Genomic DNA, 15528 nt, shown 5'->3' on the forward strand with positions numbered 1-15528 from the left:
GTGCCGAGGACCTGGTCCTCGCCGAGAAGCTGCTGGTCGACTACGCCACCGGGTTGACCGCGAACGAGCTCCGCGTCGTCGGGAAAAGGATCCTGGCCGAGATCGACCCGGCCCGATTCGAGGACGCCGAAGCCAAAGCCCTCCTCGCTGAGGAAGAACGCGCCCACCAGAAGACTGCACTGCGGGTCTGGGACAACCACGACGGCACCGTCGGGTTCGAGGGTGTGTTGCCGGTCTCGATGGGGATGAGGTTCAAGCGGCTGGTCGAGGCCTACGCCCAACCCCGCAAACAGCAGCTCGTTGGCAAGGGCGCGCCGCTGCCGCCGTGGGAGCGGCTGATGGGCCAGGGGTTCGCCCGGTTGTTGGAGACCGTGGACCCGGCGGCGCTGCCCCGGCACGGTGGCGATGCGACCACCATCAACGTGGTCATCTCCCTCGAGGAACTCCGCAAAGACCTCGGCATCGCCACCCTGGGCTATGACGAGACCAACGGCACCACGATCACCGCGGCCGAGGCACGGCGGATGGCGTGCAACGCGACGATCATCCCTTGGGTCCTCGGCGGCGACAGCGAGGTTCTCGATGCTGGCCGGGGCAGCCGGTTCTTCCAGCCCATCCAACGCAAAGCACTCCGGCTGCAGCAGAAGTGCTGCCAGGCCGAGGGCTGTGACATGCCGCCGGAATGGTGCGACGCCCACCACCTCGACCCCTGGGCCGCCGGCGGGAAGACAGATCTGAAAGACGGGGCATTGCTCTGCCCGCATCATCACCGCTTGGCGCACAACCCTGCCTACGTCCATGAGCGGCTACCCGACGGCAGCATCCGGTTCACCCGCCGCCCCTAACCGGCGAGGCCAGGAATCACTACACCGGGTCTCACCCGCCGGGTCTCACCCGCCGGGTCTCACCCGCCGGGTCTCACCCGCCGGGCCCGACGACCCCGCCGCCGACCGGTCGCAGCTCTCGCTGAAGCCGTCCGTCCCGGTGCCCCACGAGCGTTCCGGCCAGCTCTCTCCACTTCACCCTCGCCGCTTCCCTGCTGATGGGGACATCTCCCCACGGCAGTGAAGGTTCCCCACGCTCCGGAGGATGGGGAACCTCCACGCCCGTGGGGAACTCTTCAGATAAGTGGGGAACTCGTGACCCGCCGGCACCGAACCCGACCCAGCCAAAGCGACGGCCCGCTTGTGAACGATTCACAAGGTCCCGCCCACTGCCATAGGCACCCACGAGGCACCGACCCGTCCGCACACGACCAGCCCATAGCCCCAAGCCCGCACCCAAACTGAATCCGCTGCGCCACACCCTCGCCGCCGACCCGATACAGGCCAAATCTTTCTCGATCGGGTGCCGGGTCAAGGATGGCCGCAGGCGACCGGCGAAGCCGGCGGCCGAAGGCCGTCCTTGACGCGGTGCGTGATCGAGAAACAATCGAACCAAGGGTCGGCGGCGAACGCCGAAACGAAGCCACGGTCACCTCCGCGCGCCCTCCCGAGACCAACCCAAGGACTCGACACGAGTCGGCCCCAGAAGCCAACCGGCAAGCTAGGAGACGCTGGAGATCTCCCCCGCCCACCGCCCGATCAGCTCGGCCTCATGCGGAGGCGGACCGGGGAGGCGGCGGCTGGCTGCCTCGGCGCGCAGGCCGTCGCAGACAAGGGCGAGGTATCGGCGGCGCAGGGCGGCGCTGCGTACGTCATCTCCTACGTCGATGCGGCTGATCTGCTCGAGGAGAACGGTGATGTCGGCGCGGGTGACGTCGGGGCGGAGGATGCCGCTGCCGCGGGCGCCGCGCAGGAGGCGGTTGGTGGTGTGTACGGCGAGGTTGTCCAGCTCACGCAGGACCTGGTCGAAGCTGACCTCGTCGCGCAGGGCGAGGGTGAGCCGCGGGAGTCCGTCGTCGAGCACCTGGCCCAGGAAGCCCGTGAACGCGTGCCACGGGTCGTCGGTGTCGCTCAGAGCCGCCTCCGCGAAGGCGATGTAGCGGCGGTAGCTGTCGGCGGCGACGGCCCGCAGCAGCGCCTGCTTGTTGGCGTAGCGGCGATAGAGCCCGGCCACTCCCATCCCGGCCTCCTCTGCGACCGCGGCCATGGTCGCGCGGGGGTCCCTGAGCAGGACCTCCCGAGCAGCGATCAGGACCGCGCGGTCCGCGTTGAGGGGCGGCATGCCCCACACCCTACGTGCGGGCGCCCTGCTCAGGCGGTTTGTACCTGTGTGATGTCGGCCAAGGCCGCGATCGGGCGGTTCGGGTAGTCGGCGAACACCCCGTCCACACCGGCCTCGAAGAGGCGATTCGCCTGGTCGCGGCCTGCTTTCAGCGTCCACACGAAGACCAGCAGACCGTGCCGGTGAGCCTCGTCGGCCAAGCCGGTGGGCGGCTGCCCCTTCTTGCGGACCATCGACTTCTTGGGGCCGATGGCCTGGGCGTACGTCGCGATCTCCGCGCAGTCGACCGCACCCCACTTCTTGTCGACCAGCTGCACCAGCGGAAGGTCGGTGCGGGTGCTCATCTCCCGCACCCACGCCTCGTCGAAGCTCTGCAGCCACAGCCGCTGGGTGGGCAGGCCCGGAAGGCTGTTCCAGCCGTCGACGCCGTGGTCCGCGAGGGTCTGGAGCAGGGTCTCGGTGACGGGCAGGCCGATGGAGGCGAAGTACGTCGGGTGCTTGACCTCTACGTGCAGCCCGACCCGACGCCCGCGGCGCTGCGACTCGTCTGCGACCAGCAGCAGCAACGTGTCGAGGGTGATGATCGGCTGGCTCGTCGTCGGCGCCCCGAGGCTGAGCAGCTCGGAGAAGGTGAAGTCCTCGGTGAACCAGCCAGTCCACTTCTTGCCGCTGATGACCTTGGTCGTACGCCGCTCCGCGAACTCCGGGCGCGAGGCCACGTCCGTGGTGCGGGTGAGCTCGTTCTCGTGGCGGAGCACCATCACTCCGTCGCTCGTCATCACCACGTCGGTCTCGAGCGCGTCCACGCCTTGGCGCAGCGCCAGACGGTAGGACTCCAGGGAGTGCTCCGGCAGATAGCCGGGAGCTCCGCGATGGCCGATCACAAGGGGGCGGTGGGCCGATGCCATGGCGTCAAGCGTGCGTGGCGGCAGCGACGCCGCGGCGGGCGCAATGTGAATGGGACGTTACGAACGGCGGGCCGTTCGGTCGGAGATCCATTTGACCTGAACCGAGGTCCAGGTCGGAGGCTTGCGCCATGAGTGAGCAAGAAGTGCAGTTCGGCATCGGCGAGGTCGCCGCGCGTACCGGCCTCGAGCCCGACACACTGCGGTACTTCGAGAGGCAGGGGATCCTGCCTGCCCCTCGGCGTGACGCTTCTGGGCGCCGTCAGTACGTCGCGGCTGATGTCGACCTGATCCGCATGCTGGTCCACTTACGCGAAACCGGGATGCCCCTGGCCGACATCGCGCAGTTCACCGGAGCCGACGCCGAGGTCACCGACCCGTCGCGGTTGCGGCTGGAGCTGCTCACCGCGCATCGCCGTCGTGTCGAAGAACGACGTGAGGCGTTGGACCGGGCCCTCGAGGTGATCAGCCGCAAGATCGCGGACTACACCGATCAGGCAACCGGCTCGATGAACGTCCTCGAGCGGCCCGACACGGAGATCACCTACAGCGTCCAGGGCGCGGGGCCGCTACTCTTCCTCGTAGGAGCGCCGGCAGGACGAGCTGGGTTCGCAGCTCTCGCGGAGGAGCTGGCGGAGCAGTTCACCGTCGTCACCCATGATCCTCGCGGCATCGGGGCCAGTCGCGTGACGCCTGGAATGGCTGGGCCGACGCCCGAAGTCCTCGCTGGAGACCTTGCCGCGCTGGTCGACGCATTCACCGGTGCGCCGGCGTTCTTCGTCGGTACGAGCGGCGGAGCTGTGACCCTTCTCGAGCTCGCCAAGCAGCATCCCGAGATCATCGGATCGGCCGTGCTGCACGAGCCGCCCCTGATCATTCTCCTGGACGATTCCGCCCTCGCTGACCGCGCTGCCTCGGCGTTCGCTGTCGCGACGACTGATCCTCAGCAGGCCGTGCAGGAGTTCTTCGACCTCAGCGGCGCCGCCCACCACACAGGCCGGGATCAGGTGCCTCCCGCGCATATCGCGCTGCCGGACCTACCGACCGAGGAACTCGAGAAGAACCGCTACTTCCTCGGCCAGATGGCCGGCCCCAGCGTCTTCTACGAGCCCGACATCGAGGCCGTACGTCGAGCCCGGCTGACCGTGTGCGCCGGCACGCTGAGCCATCACCAGATGGCGCGTCGGGCGGCCCAGGCCCTGGCCGCTCTGCTGGGTCAACCCTTGATCGACATGCCCGGCAACCACGTGGGCGCAAGTGCGGTTCCCGCAGAGTTCGCTCGCGCTCTCGTGCCGCTGCTCGACCTCTGAGCACACGGGACAGGGATCAGGGGGTGTCCTCGCCGGACCAGACGACGTTCTCGCGGATCAGTCGGGCGGGGACGCCGGCCACGGCCGTACGCGGCTCCACCTTCTGGTTGCGGACCATCGCGCGCATGCCGACGACGGCACCGTCACCGATCTCGGCGTGGCCGGTGACGATCACGTCGCGGCCGAGCCAGACGTGCTCGCCGAAGCGGATGTTGGCGCCGTACGGATTGATCCGCTGCCCCGTCTCAGCGTCCTCGAGCCGGTGCATGTCGTCGGTCGCGACGTAGACGTTGGCCGCCCAGAGCTGGTCGCGGGCAGCCACGATCGAGCCGCCGTTGCGGGCGTCGATCTGGGCGCGCGAGGTCGCGACGAGACCACCGGAGAGGATCACCGCCGAACCGCCGCCGCAGTAGATCTCGCCCCAGACCATGCTGGTGTCCGGGCCGATGAAGATGGTCGGCGAGTCGCCGCCGACCAGCAGCGCCTGCATCGAGGTGATGTCGGTCGCGACCACGATCAGTGCGTCGGAGAACGGGTAGAACCCGAGCAGCTCGATCAGCCGCTCGTCGAGGGGGAACCCGTCGCGCAGGTAGAGCGCGTTGCCGCCCTCGTGCCACCACTCCGGCAACGGCCCGGTGATCTCGCTGAGCTCGAGCCCGGCAAGCACCTCCGGCTCGAGCCCCGCAGCGATGAGCCGCTCCCGATGTACGTCGGTGAGCGGCTCACCCCTGGTCCAGGACATGCCGGGAACCATAACCCGGTTCAGCTCGGGTACATCCCACTGGACACGTTGAGCCAGGTGCCGGTGATCGCGCCGGCGCCGTCGGAGGCGAGGAACGTCGCGGTGTCGGCGACCTCCTTCAGGCGCGGCGAACGCTTGGTCATCCGCATGCCGTCGAGGTTCGCCCGGATCCCGTCGAGGGCCTCCTCCGGAAGCCGCGTCCCGAGGACCCGCTCGAACTTCTCCGCGGTGAACGTCTCGGTGATCCCGGCGGTCCAGATCCCCACGACGCGTACGCCGGAGTGGCCGACCTCAGCGGCGAGATCACGGACCAGCGCGTCGAGGGCACCGTCGGCGGCGCTGGTGCCGCCCATGCCGGGCGCCGAGCCGCGTGCGGAGCCGGAGTCGAGCGCGAGCACGACGCCGCGGCCCTGCGCCACCATCTGCCGGGCGGCCGCGCGGGCGGTGTGGAAGGAGCCGGCGATGCCGCGTACGACCGGCTGGGTGTAGTCGGCGGCCGAGATCTCCAGGAGCGCCTGCCCCTGGATGTCGCCGCGGTCGGCGACGTTGAACGAGATGTCGAGCGAGCCGGTCTCGGCGACGACCCGCTCCACGAAGGCGACCACGGCGTCCTCGTCGAGGATGTCGACCACCCCGTAGCCGGCCGCGCCGACCTCCTCGGCCCTGGCGGCGAGGGTGGCCTCGGTGCGGCCGGCGAGGTAGACAGTGGCACCCGCCTCGGCGAAGGCCTTCGCGGTCGTCGAGCCGATGTCGCCCGCGCCGCCCCAGACGATGGCGGTTCGGTCCTGAAGCTGTGCGTTCATGATGTCTCCTGAGCTGTCCTCGCGCACCCGGTGTGCGTGATCTGCCCGTTTAAGACGTACGCAGCGCCAGCAACTCATCGGGTAGGCGCAAAACTTTTTCAGGTCAGCGCCTGCGGGAGCCCGAAGGCGGGGAAGAGATGCGGCTCGAAGGTGGTGATCTGGGCGAGCCGGCCGTCGACGATCCGGAGCACGTCGAGCGTCTGTGGCCGGTAGATCGTCGTGCCCGGGCGGCGTACGTAACCCGCGACCGCGGGCATCCGGTTGGCCTGCGCCGGGATGAACTTCCATTCGCCCAGGTAGGTCGGCGAGGACGGGTCGAGGTTGGGCAGCACGAACGACAGCAGCGCGTCGCGGGTGGTGAACCAGAACGGGTTCGGCGGCATGGTGAGCACGGCGTCGCTGGTCAGCAGGTCGGCGATGCCCTCGCGCCAGTTGCTCGCCCCGGCGGCGATGTAGGCGTCGATGACCTTCCGCTCCTCCTCGGTCGGCCCCTCGGTACGCCAGGTCGACCGGTCCTCGGGCAGGTGCCGGCGCAGCGCCGGCTTGGCTCGCTGCAGCAGCGAGTTCACGGTGGCGACGGTGACGTCGAGCGCGGCCGCGGTGTCGGCGGCCGACCAGCCGAGCACCTCGCGGAAGACGAAGACCGCCCGCTGCTGCGGGGTCAGGTGCTGGATCGCGGTGAGGAAGACCAGCTCGATCGTCTCCCGCGCGACCGCCTCCTCCTCCGGGCGCTCCGGCTCGAGCAGCGAGTCCGGGAACGGCTGGAGCCACTCCAGCAGCTCCGGGGGCTCTCCGGTCCCGTGGTCGAACCCCGGCAGGGCGGCGTACGTCCTCGGCCGCCGTTCGTTTCGGCGCAGGAAGTCGAGGCAGGTGTTGGTCGCGATCCGGTAGAGCCACGCCCGCATCGCACCGGGGTCGGTCAGCTGGTCGCGCCGCTCCCAGGCCTTGACCAGGGTCTCCTGCACCAGGTCCTCGGCCTCGTCGAAGCTCGCCACCATCCGGTAACAGTGCACGCGCAGCTCGCGCCGGTGCTGTTCTGCGGCATCCACGAACGGTTCCATGGCTGGCGAGCGTAAACCCGGGACGGCCGTCGCGAGACCGATTTTGCAAGCAATGTCAAACTGCTGCAACGCACCCCATCCGCACGACGTAGGAAGTATGTGGGGCGGTCCTCCCAGGGTCCCGGCCGCTGTGCGAGTGAATTGGGCTCCCGGCCGGGGCCCTGGTGCGTTCTCAGACGAGGCCGCGGAGCTTGGGGAGGATCTCCTCACCGTAGAGCTTGAGGAACTTCGCCTGGTCCGGGCCAGGGGCGTGGAAGACCAGGTGGGTGAAGCCCATGTCGAGGTATTCCTTGATCCGCGCGACGTGCTCGTCGGGGTCGGTCGACACGATGAACCGCTTGGCGGTCGCCTCGGTCGGGAGCGCGTCGGCGAGACGCTGCATCTCCACCGGGTCCTCGACGGAGTGCTTCTGCTCGGGGGTGAGACCGAGAGCGCCCCAGAACCGGGTCGCCTCCATCGCCTGCTCCAGGTCGTGGTCGAAGGAGACCTTGACCTCGATCATCATGTCCACGTCCTCCGGCTTGCGCTCGGAGAGCTCGATGCCGGTCCGTACGGCCGGGAGCAGCGTGTCGGTGTAGAGCTCGGTGCCCTTGCCCGAGGTGGTGATGTAGCCGTCACCGGCACGGCCGGCGTACTTGGTCGCGGCCGGGCCGCTGCCGGCCAGGTAGATCGGGACCGGCGTGGACGGCTTGTCGTAGATGGTCGCCCGGTCGAGCTGGTAGTAGTCGCCCTCGAAGGTGACCCGGTCCTCGGACCAGAGCTTCTTGATCACCCGCACGGCCTCGCGGAACCGGGCGAAACGCACCTTGCCCTCGGGCCACTCGATGCCCAACGGAGCCTCGTTCATCGCCTCACCGGTGCCCATGCCGAGCACGACGCGGTCGGGGAAGAGCGAGCCCAGGGTTGCGAAGGACTGCGCCACGATCGCCGGGTGGTAGCGGAACGTCGGGGTGAGCACCGAGGTGCCCATCACGATCCGCTCCGTGCGCGCACCGAGCGCGCCCAGCCAGGTCATCGCGAACGGCGCGTGACCGCCGTCGTGTCTCCAGGGCTGGAGATGGTCGGAGATGAAGACCGAGTCGAAACCCTGCTCCTCCGCCATCACGCCGTAGTTCAGCAGCTCCGTGGGTGCGAACTGCTCGTTGGACGCCTTGTATCCGAACCTGATCTCCGTCACACGGTCACGGTAGCCTCCTCGGCATGAAGCTTGCGATGCCCTTGACCTACTTCGGCAACCCGCGGGAGACCGCTGACCAGGTCGTCGGCCTGGAGAAGGCGGGGCTCGACCAGCTCTGGGTCGCCGAGCCGTACGGCTTCGACGCGGTCTCGCTGCTCGGCTACCTGGCCGCCAAGACCGAGACCGTCGAGCTCGGCGCGGGCATCCTCAACATCTACAGCCGTACGCCGGGAGCGCTGCTCCAGACCGCGGCCGGTCTCGACAACGTCTCCGGCGGCCGCGCGATCCTGGGCCTCGGCGCGAGCGGGCCCCAGGTCATCGAGGGCTTCCACGGGGTGGCGTACGACAAGCCGTTGACCCGCACCCGCGAGATCATCGGGCTGCTGCGCGCCGGCCTGCGGGGCGAGCGGCTGAAGAGCGACGGCCTCTACAAGATCCCGCTGCCGGCCGACCAGGGCACCGGCCTCGGCAAGCCGCTCAAGCTGCTCAACCGGCCCGAGCGTGCCGACACCCCGATCTGGGTGGCCGCGCTCGGTGACAACAACGTCGCCATGACGGCCGAGATCGCCGACGGCTGGCTGCCGTTCCAGTTCCTGCCCGACAAGGCCCGCGAGGTCTGGGGCGAGGCCATCGACAAGGGCCTGGCCAAGCGCTCGGCCGACCTGAAGCCGCTCGAGATCTCCGCCGGCGGCCTCCTCGCGATCACCGACGACCCCGACGAGGCCAAGCGCCACCGCGACACGATGCGCGGACTGCTGGCTCTGTACGTCGGCGGCATGGGTGCCCGCGGCAAGAACTTCTACAACGACATGGCCGTGAAGTACGGCTTCGGGGACGCGGCCAAGAAGATCCAGGACCTCTACCTCGACGGCCACAAGCGCGACGCCGAGGCCGAGGTCCCCGACGCCTGGCTCGAGGCCGGCAACCTGGTTGGAACGGAGTCGTTCGTGAAGGAGCGGATCGCGGCGTTCAAGGAGGCCGGTGTGACCAGCCTCCAGGTCACCCCCGCCTTCGGCACCGACGGTCTCGCGTCGATCGCCCAGGTCAAGGAGTGGCTGGTCTGACCCTGGCCGGCCGTGTGAACTCCCTTACACCCACGACGGCCCCGACCGTCCCGATGTGACGCTGCCCCCACGGGCATTGGTTGCATGGACGCATGTCTGAGCGGATCGTCAGCGCCATCACCGGGCCCGTCACCAAGTGGGTCGTGCTCGGCTTCTGGCTGGTGATGCTGGTCCTGATGGGTCCGCTGACCGGCAAGCTCGGCGACGTCGAGTCCCACGACAACTCCGACTGGCTCCCGGCCAACGCGGAGTCGACCCAGGCGATCGACGAGCTCGCCAAGGTGCAGGACCCCGACGACCTCACCACGACGATCGTCTACCACCGCGAGGGTGGTCTGACGAAGTCCGACTACACCGCGATCGTGCTGCAGATCCCGGAGATCGCGTCGCTTGATGGCGTGGTCACCCAGGAGAGCAAACCCGATCAGCCGGTGATGCCGGCGATCGCCTATCCGACCGGGGAGAAGAAGGGCCAGAAGCACGGCCTGGTCTCCGCCGACGGCGAGGTCGCCACGGTCTCGCTCGTGGTCAACTACGCCGACGAGGACCCGACCGCGCTGCTCGAGCTGCGCGACGACCTGGTCGAGATGACGAAGATCGACGGCGTCGACGTCTACATCGGCGGCGCGGGTGGTTCCACGGCCGACCAGATGGAGGCGGGCGCCGGCATCGGCGGTGCGCTGCTCTACGCCGCCGCGGGCGTGGTCATCGTGATCCTGCTGATCACCTACCGCAGCCCGGTGCTGTGGTTCCTCCCGCTCGTCTCGGTGCTGGTCGCACTGGTCGTGTCGATGGGCGTCGTCTATCTCTGCGCGATGTACGCCGGGCTGACCCTCAACCAGATGAACCGGGCGATCCTCGACGTGCTCGTCTTCGGCGCCGGCACCGACTACGCGCTGCTGCTCATCGCCCGCTATCGCGAGGAGCTGGGCCGTCACGAGGACCGGCACAAGGCGATGGCGGCGGCGCTGCGCGGGTCAGCGCCCGCGATCATCGCCTCGGCCGGCACGGTCACCGTCGGCATGCTCGGCCTGATGGTCGCCACCATGGGGTCGACGGCCAGCCTCGGCCCGGTCTGTGCGATCGGCATCGTCGCCGGCCTGGTCGTGATGCTGACCCTGCTCCCGGCCCTGCTGGTGATCACGGGTCGCTGGGTGTTCTGGCCGGTCAAGCCGGCGTACGGCACCTCCGGCGAGAAGTCCGGCGGCATCTGGGCGCGGCTCGGCGGCTGGATCCGGAAGCGGCCCCGGGCGGTCTGGATCGGCACCGCCGCGGTGCTGCTGGCCTGCTGCGGCGGGCTCTCGATGCTCAACATCACCACGCTGGACAGCTCGGAGACCTACACCAAGGACTTCCCGTCGCTGATCGGCGACCGGGTACTCGAGGAGCACGACCTCGGCGACCCCTCCAACCCGATCCAGGTCGTCTCGGCCCCGGGCACCGAGAAGGACGTCGTCGAGTCGCTCACGAAGGCCGGCTACGAGGGCGTCACCCCGGTCACCGACGGCACCCACGAGGTCGCGCTGACCGCGGTCCCGCTGGCCACCGACCCGATGTCGAAGGCGTCGTTCGACACCGTCGAGGACGTACGCGGGGTCGTCCACTCGGTCGAAGGCGCCGACGCGCTCGCCACCGGCACCGCCGCGATCCAGCTCGACATGGCCTCGGCGACCGACCGGGACACCAAGGTCGTGATGCCGCTGGTGCTCGGGCTGGTGCTGATCATCTTGATGATCCTGCTCCGCTCGGTCCTCTCCCCGCTGCTGCTGATGGCCACGGTCGTGCTCAGCTTCGGCGCCGCGCTCGGCCTCTCGGCGATCATCTTCGACGCGATGGGGTTCGCCGGGCAGGGCCGCGAGTTCCCGCTGTTCGTCTTCGTCTTCCTGGTCGCGCTGGGCATCGACTACAACATCTTCCTGATGCACCGGGTCCGCGAGGAGGTCGTCGAGCACGGCGACACCCGGCGCGCCTCCCTGGTCGCCCTCTCGGCGACCGGCGGGGTCATCACCAGCGCCGGCATCGTCCTGGCCGCGACGTTCGCGGTGCTCACCACGCTGCCGCACGTGAGCTTCATCGAGATCGGCCTGGCGATCGCCCTCGGCGTACTCCTCGACACCCTCGTCGTCCGCTCCATCCTGGTCACCGCCATCAACCTCGATCTGGGCGACGTCATCTGGTGGCCGAGCAGGCTCGCCCGCGGGCGAACGAGAATTCGTTCGCCGCATCCGGTGGCCGGTCGGAGACCGATGGCCCCCGCCCATCACCAGCCCCATCATCCACTTGATCACCAGCTCCGCCAGCCCCCGCCCATGCGCGGCCCAAGGCCCCCTCGGGACCTCCGCGGTCACCCGCAACAGCAGCACCGGCCCCGCAATCCTGGCCAGTACTGAGGCCCCGGCTGCGAATTCGGCGAAGTGTCTTTACGATGTGCCCTACGACTCGGGTCGCTCGGCCCGGTCGCTCCACTTCACTGACATGCGGGGCGTGCGACATGGGGCCAGACGACCAGGACAAGACGAGACCGGGTACGCCGCGGCCCACGCCGCCTCCGGCGCCTGAGCCGGCGAACCCCATCGACCCGGACGCGACCCGGATCCCCAGCGCGAGCCCCACTCCGCCGCCGCCTCCGCCTCCCCCGTCGTCGCCTCCCCCCTCGTCGCCCCCTCCCTCCTCACGTCCGCCTGCTCAGCCGCCGACGGCACCGCCCCCGCCGCCACCCACGATGGCGATGCCGGCGGCGCCGCCCAGCGGCTACGGCCCGCCTCTGGGGCAGCCGCCGGTTGCGTACGCCTCGGGCTATGGGCTGCCGCCGCACCACCAGCAGCCGAAGAAGAGCAACAAGGGACTGCTGATCGGGCTGGGTGCCGCCGGCGCGGTGGTGCTCGTCGCACTGCTCGGCACCGGGGCGTGGGCGTTCTTCACCGGGCGTCTCGGGTTCGGCCCGCTGAGCGCCGAGGACAAGAAGGCGGTGACCGCGATCGCCGCGGACGCGCCGAAGCCGGCCTGGGCCTCGGCCGGCGACGCCAAGTGTGCCGCCGAGCAGCTGGTCAAGGACGAGCGCAGCGACGCCCTGCGCAAGGCCGGGCTGATCCAGATCTCCGGCGAGTCGGTGACCTACACCGGCGCGTGGCGGGGACAGCAGGCGACGACGTACTCCGAGGGTCTGCTCTCCTGCTCGGGTGACTGGAGCAAGGCGATCGGCAAGGAGTGGGCACTGACCGACACCGACTGCCTCGGCGACGTCGACGAGACCGCCATGGCCGGCCTGATCACCACTCAGGTCATGGAGGTCGAGGACGCCGGCGTCACGAAGCAGGCCGACAAGGCGGTCGCCGCGCTCGATGAGTGCTACGTCAGCGACGAGCTCACCGCGCCGGCCGCGACGGCCACCCCCGCCGTGCTCGGCGTCGACTTCGCGGTCACCTCGCCGACCGTCGAAGGCAGCGAGGTGGTCGTGCAGGCGAAGTCCGCCGACTCCTCGGAGTGGGCCCCGGTGACCGGCGGGAAGATCAACATCCCCGTACGCGAAGGCGGCCAGGAGGGCTGCGCGACCTTCCAGGCCTCGATCAACTACCCCTGGGGCACCACCAAGACCAGCGAGAGCGAGGCCTGCGGGAAGGCGAAGGACCGCAGGCTGTGGTGGACGAAGGACAAGTCGTGTGCCCAGCCGAAGTACGCCCCGTGCAGCTCCTGGACGCTCCACTACGAGGGCTATGAACTCCTCTCCAGCGTCACGATCAAGCTGAAGCTCAACGGCGGGGACTGCCGGTCGGCCTCCGGATCGTGCTCGGACAGGGCCTTCGTCACCAAGCCGAGCGGCACGTGGACCAACTGGACCGCACCCAAGGGCTGGAAGGACCGGTTCACCGCCGAGGTCGACGGCCTCAAGGCTGTCCTTCCCAACTAACGCCTTAACAATTGGTCTCGCCCGTGGCGTTGCCGCGCGACGATCGTTAAGGGGACGCTAGGGTTTCGGCAGAGGTCGGGAATCGGGTAAAAAAATCAGGGCGAGGTTCTAAAGATGGTTGCGTTCCCCCAGGAAGGCGAGCAGTTCGGTCGCTACGTGATCGAGCGGGTCCTGGGTCAAGGTGGCATGGGTGTCGTCTACCAGGCGAAGGACCCGGCACTGCGACGCAAGGTGGCGCTGAAGCTGGTGCTGCCCTCGCTCACGGTCGACAAGGACTTCATCACCCGCTTCGAGCGGGAAGCCAACATCCTGGCCAAGCTGCGCTCGCGCAACATCGTGCAGATCATCGAATACGGCGAGGTCGAGGGCACCGTCTACCTCGTCACCGAGTACGTCCCCGATGGCGACCTGCACGGCTGGCTCAAGACCAATGGTGCGCTGGAGACCGTCCAGGCGCTGCGCCTGGTCGGTGACGTCAGCGACGCCCTCTTCGACGCGCACCGCGCCGGTGTGGTCCACCGCGACGTGAAGCCGTCCAACGTGCTCCTGTGGGAGCGCCAGGAGGGCGAGCTCGTCCCCTACCTCACCGACTTCGGCATCGCGACCGAGGGCGACTCCAACGTGACCCGGGCCGGCTCGGTGGTGGGCTCGCTGCCCTACATGTCGCCCGAACGTCACATGGGTGAGCAGGCGACCGCGGCGGGCGACATCTACGCCGCCGGCTGTCTGCTGTGGGCCTGCCTGACCGGCAAGGCCCCCTACACCGGCACCGACTTCGAGCTGATGAGCGCCCACATCAACAACCCGGTGCCCCGGCTGCTCGCTTCGACGCCTGGCGCCGACCTGATCAACCCGATCATCCAGCGGGCGCTGGCGAAGAAGCCGGAGAACCGCTTCCGGACCGCCGCCGAGCTCGCCAAGGCCCTCGACAAGGCCGCCGACCGGCTCGAGGAGTCCGGACTCGGTGGTGGTGTCGTAGGCGCTGCCGCCGGAGCCGGCGCTGCCGATCTCGGTTCCCGACCCGGTGTCAGCTACGACACGACTTCCAGCGGAACCTCCGGCGGCGGCACCCCGGCGCCCGAGGCCGAAGCCCAGCCGACGATCGTCAAACGCCCGGGCGAAGGCACCCCGACCCCCGCCCCGCTCGCCAACGAGACCGACTCCACGGTCGTGCACAGCGGCAAGGGTCTGCCCCAGGCGGCTGCCGCCGCGGCGGCAGCATCCTCGACCGGCAGCACCGGTGCCGGCGGCGGGCAGCCCGAATGGCTACCGTCGCACCACTCCAGCGCCGGCCAGGGCGAGGGCGGCGACAAGAAGAAGCTCCTCACCATCGTCGGCGGCGGGGTCGCCGCGGTACTGCTCCTCGGCGTCGGCATCTTCACCCAGGGTTTCGGCATCTTCGGCCTCCACGGCGACGACGCCAAGGCGGCCGAGGCGATCGCCAGTGGCGTACCCAAGCCGGGCTGGGCCACCGAGGACCAGATGACCTGCGCGGCCGAGACCCTGGTCGGGAAGGTTCCCGCCGCCGAACTGCGCTCCCACGGGGTCGTGGACGCGGGCGACGACTGGACCTACACCGGCGAATGGCCCGCCGACGACGCGATGAAGTTCACCCAGGGCATGCTCGACTGCACCGAGTCCTGGGCGACTGAGATCGGCGACAACTGGAAGGTCGGCGACACCCGCTGTATGGAGAAGGAGGTCGACAAGACCTCCATGGCCGGCCTCCTCGCGGTCGGGGACCTCCTCAAGGACGGCGACACCGGCGCCGCCGGCCCAGCCAGCGAGAAGGCCGTCAAGGCCCTCGACGCGTGCTACGTCAAGGCCGACGCGCTCGGCGCCAAGGTGACCCCCAAGCCTGCGTATATGCAGGTCGACTTCGACGTACAGGAGCCCACCGCTCCCGGCGGCGAGTCGGTGATCGGCATCGCCAAGAAGGGCAGCGGCAGCTACGACGAGCTCAAGGGTTCCACCTACGAGCTCCCCGTCACCGAGGGTGGCGTCGAGGGCTGCATCGCGGTCAAGACCACCGTCACCTTTGCCTGGGGCACCGAGAAGGCCACCGACGCCGACGCGTGTGGCAAGGCCGAGCCGAAAAAGCTCGTCTGGGACAAGCTCGACAAGTGCACCGACCCGACCTACACGAAGCGGAAGATCGCGTGCAACACCTGGCAGCTCAACTTCGAGGGCTTCGAGCCCGGCAAGAAGTTCAACGTGAAGCTCACCCGCAACGGCGGTAAGTGCTCGGATGCGAAGGGCGCTCAGTGCACCTACCCAGGCACTCCCGCCGGCGACGGCCGGGGCGCCGTCGTCCAGTGGTCGGGCCCGCAGGACTGGACGGACAGGTTCGTCGCCACGGCCCCCGGAGCGAGCGCCCAGATCGACAACTAGTT

General features: G+C 69.3%; 12 protein-coding genes. 6 read left to right on the plus strand and 6 right to left on the minus strand.

Features of this window, described 5'->3' with window-relative positions; all coding sequences use genetic code 11:
• On the plus strand, positions 1–845 hold an 845-nt coding region (locus ABZY89_RS19905; protein ID WP_355229972.1), incomplete at its 5' end, for a DUF222 domain-containing protein.
• A 700-nt stretch (positions 846–1545) separates the two neighbouring features.
• Here the strand turns inward: ABZY89_RS19905 and ABZY89_RS19910 are convergent.
• Entirely contained in the window at positions 1546–2166 is a 621-nt protein-coding gene (locus tag ABZY89_RS19910; protein WP_355229974.1) for a helix-turn-helix domain-containing protein, read from the minus strand.
• Between the two features lie 29 nt (positions 2167–2195).
• Positions 2196–3074 (minus strand): glycerophosphodiester phosphodiesterase family protein, encoded by an 879-nt coding sequence (locus ABZY89_RS19915; protein WP_355229976.1) that lies wholly within the window; start codon positions 3072–3074, stop codon positions 2196–2198.
• 128 nt (positions 3075–3202) lie between these two features.
• Between ABZY89_RS19915 and ABZY89_RS19920 the strand changes: the two genes are divergently transcribed.
• Entirely contained in the window at positions 3203–4381 is a 1179-nt protein-coding gene (locus ABZY89_RS19920; protein ID WP_355229978.1) for an alpha/beta fold hydrolase, read from the plus strand.
• Positions 4382–4397: 16 nt separating this feature from the next.
• On the opposite strand, the gene ABZY89_RS19925 is transcribed toward ABZY89_RS19920, so the two are convergent.
• The 4 genes from ABZY89_RS19925 to fgd all read right to left on the minus strand — a co-directional run bounded on the left by ABZY89_RS19925 (position 4398) and on the right by fgd (position 8164).
• A complete protein-coding gene (locus ABZY89_RS19925; protein ID WP_355229980.1) occupies positions 4398–5123 on the minus strand; it encodes a hypothetical protein in 726 nt (241 codons plus the stop codon).
• 20 nt (positions 5124–5143) lie between these two features.
• Positions 5144–5926, minus strand: coding sequence for an SDR family oxidoreductase (locus ABZY89_RS19930; protein ID WP_355229981.1), 783 nt, complete (start codon positions 5924–5926; stop codon positions 5144–5146).
• A gap of 98 nt (positions 5927–6024) precedes the next feature.
• Positions 6025–6987 (minus strand): RNA polymerase subunit sigma-70, encoded by a 963-nt coding sequence (locus ABZY89_RS19935; RefSeq protein WP_355229983.1) that lies wholly within the window; start codon positions 6985–6987, stop codon positions 6025–6027.
• A gap of 172 nt (positions 6988–7159) precedes the next feature.
• On the minus strand, positions 7160–8164 hold the full coding sequence (gene fgd / locus ABZY89_RS19940; protein WP_355229985.1) for a glucose-6-phosphate dehydrogenase (coenzyme-F420): 1005 nt from the start codon (positions 8162–8164) through the stop codon (positions 7160–7162).
• Positions 8165–8187: 23 nt separating this feature from the next.
• Between fgd and ABZY89_RS19945 the strand changes: the two genes are divergently transcribed.
• The 4 genes from ABZY89_RS19945 to ABZY89_RS19960 all read left to right on the plus strand — a co-directional run bounded on the left by ABZY89_RS19945 (position 8188) and on the right by ABZY89_RS19960 (position 15526).
• A complete protein-coding gene (locus ABZY89_RS19945) occupies positions 8188–9228 on the plus strand; it encodes an LLM class F420-dependent oxidoreductase (protein WP_355229987.1) in 1041 nt (346 codons plus the stop codon).
• A 92-nt stretch (positions 9229–9320) separates the two neighbouring features.
• On the plus strand, positions 9321–11618 hold the full coding sequence (locus ABZY89_RS19950; RefSeq protein WP_355229989.1) for an MMPL family transporter: 2298 nt from the start codon (positions 9321–9323) through the stop codon (positions 11616–11618).
• 332 nt (positions 11619–11950) lie between these two features.
• Positions 11951–13135 carry a hypothetical protein gene (locus ABZY89_RS19955; RefSeq protein ID WP_355229991.1) on the plus strand — a complete coding sequence of 395 codons (1185 nt, stop codon included), beginning with the start codon at positions 11951–11953 and terminating at the stop codon, positions 13133–13135.
• A gap of 114 nt (positions 13136–13249) precedes the next feature.
• Complete coding sequence (locus ABZY89_RS19960) at positions 13250–15526, plus strand: protein kinase (RefSeq protein ID WP_355229992.1); 2277 nt, start codon at positions 13250–13252, stop codon at positions 15524–15526.
• The last annotated feature ends 2 nt before the right edge of the window (positions 15527–15528 follow it).

This window comes from Nocardioides sp. NPDC006303, from assembly GCF_040613175.1.
In the GTDB taxonomy this organism is placed as follows: Bacteria; Actinomycetota; Actinomycetes; order Propionibacteriales; family Nocardioidaceae; genus Nocardioides.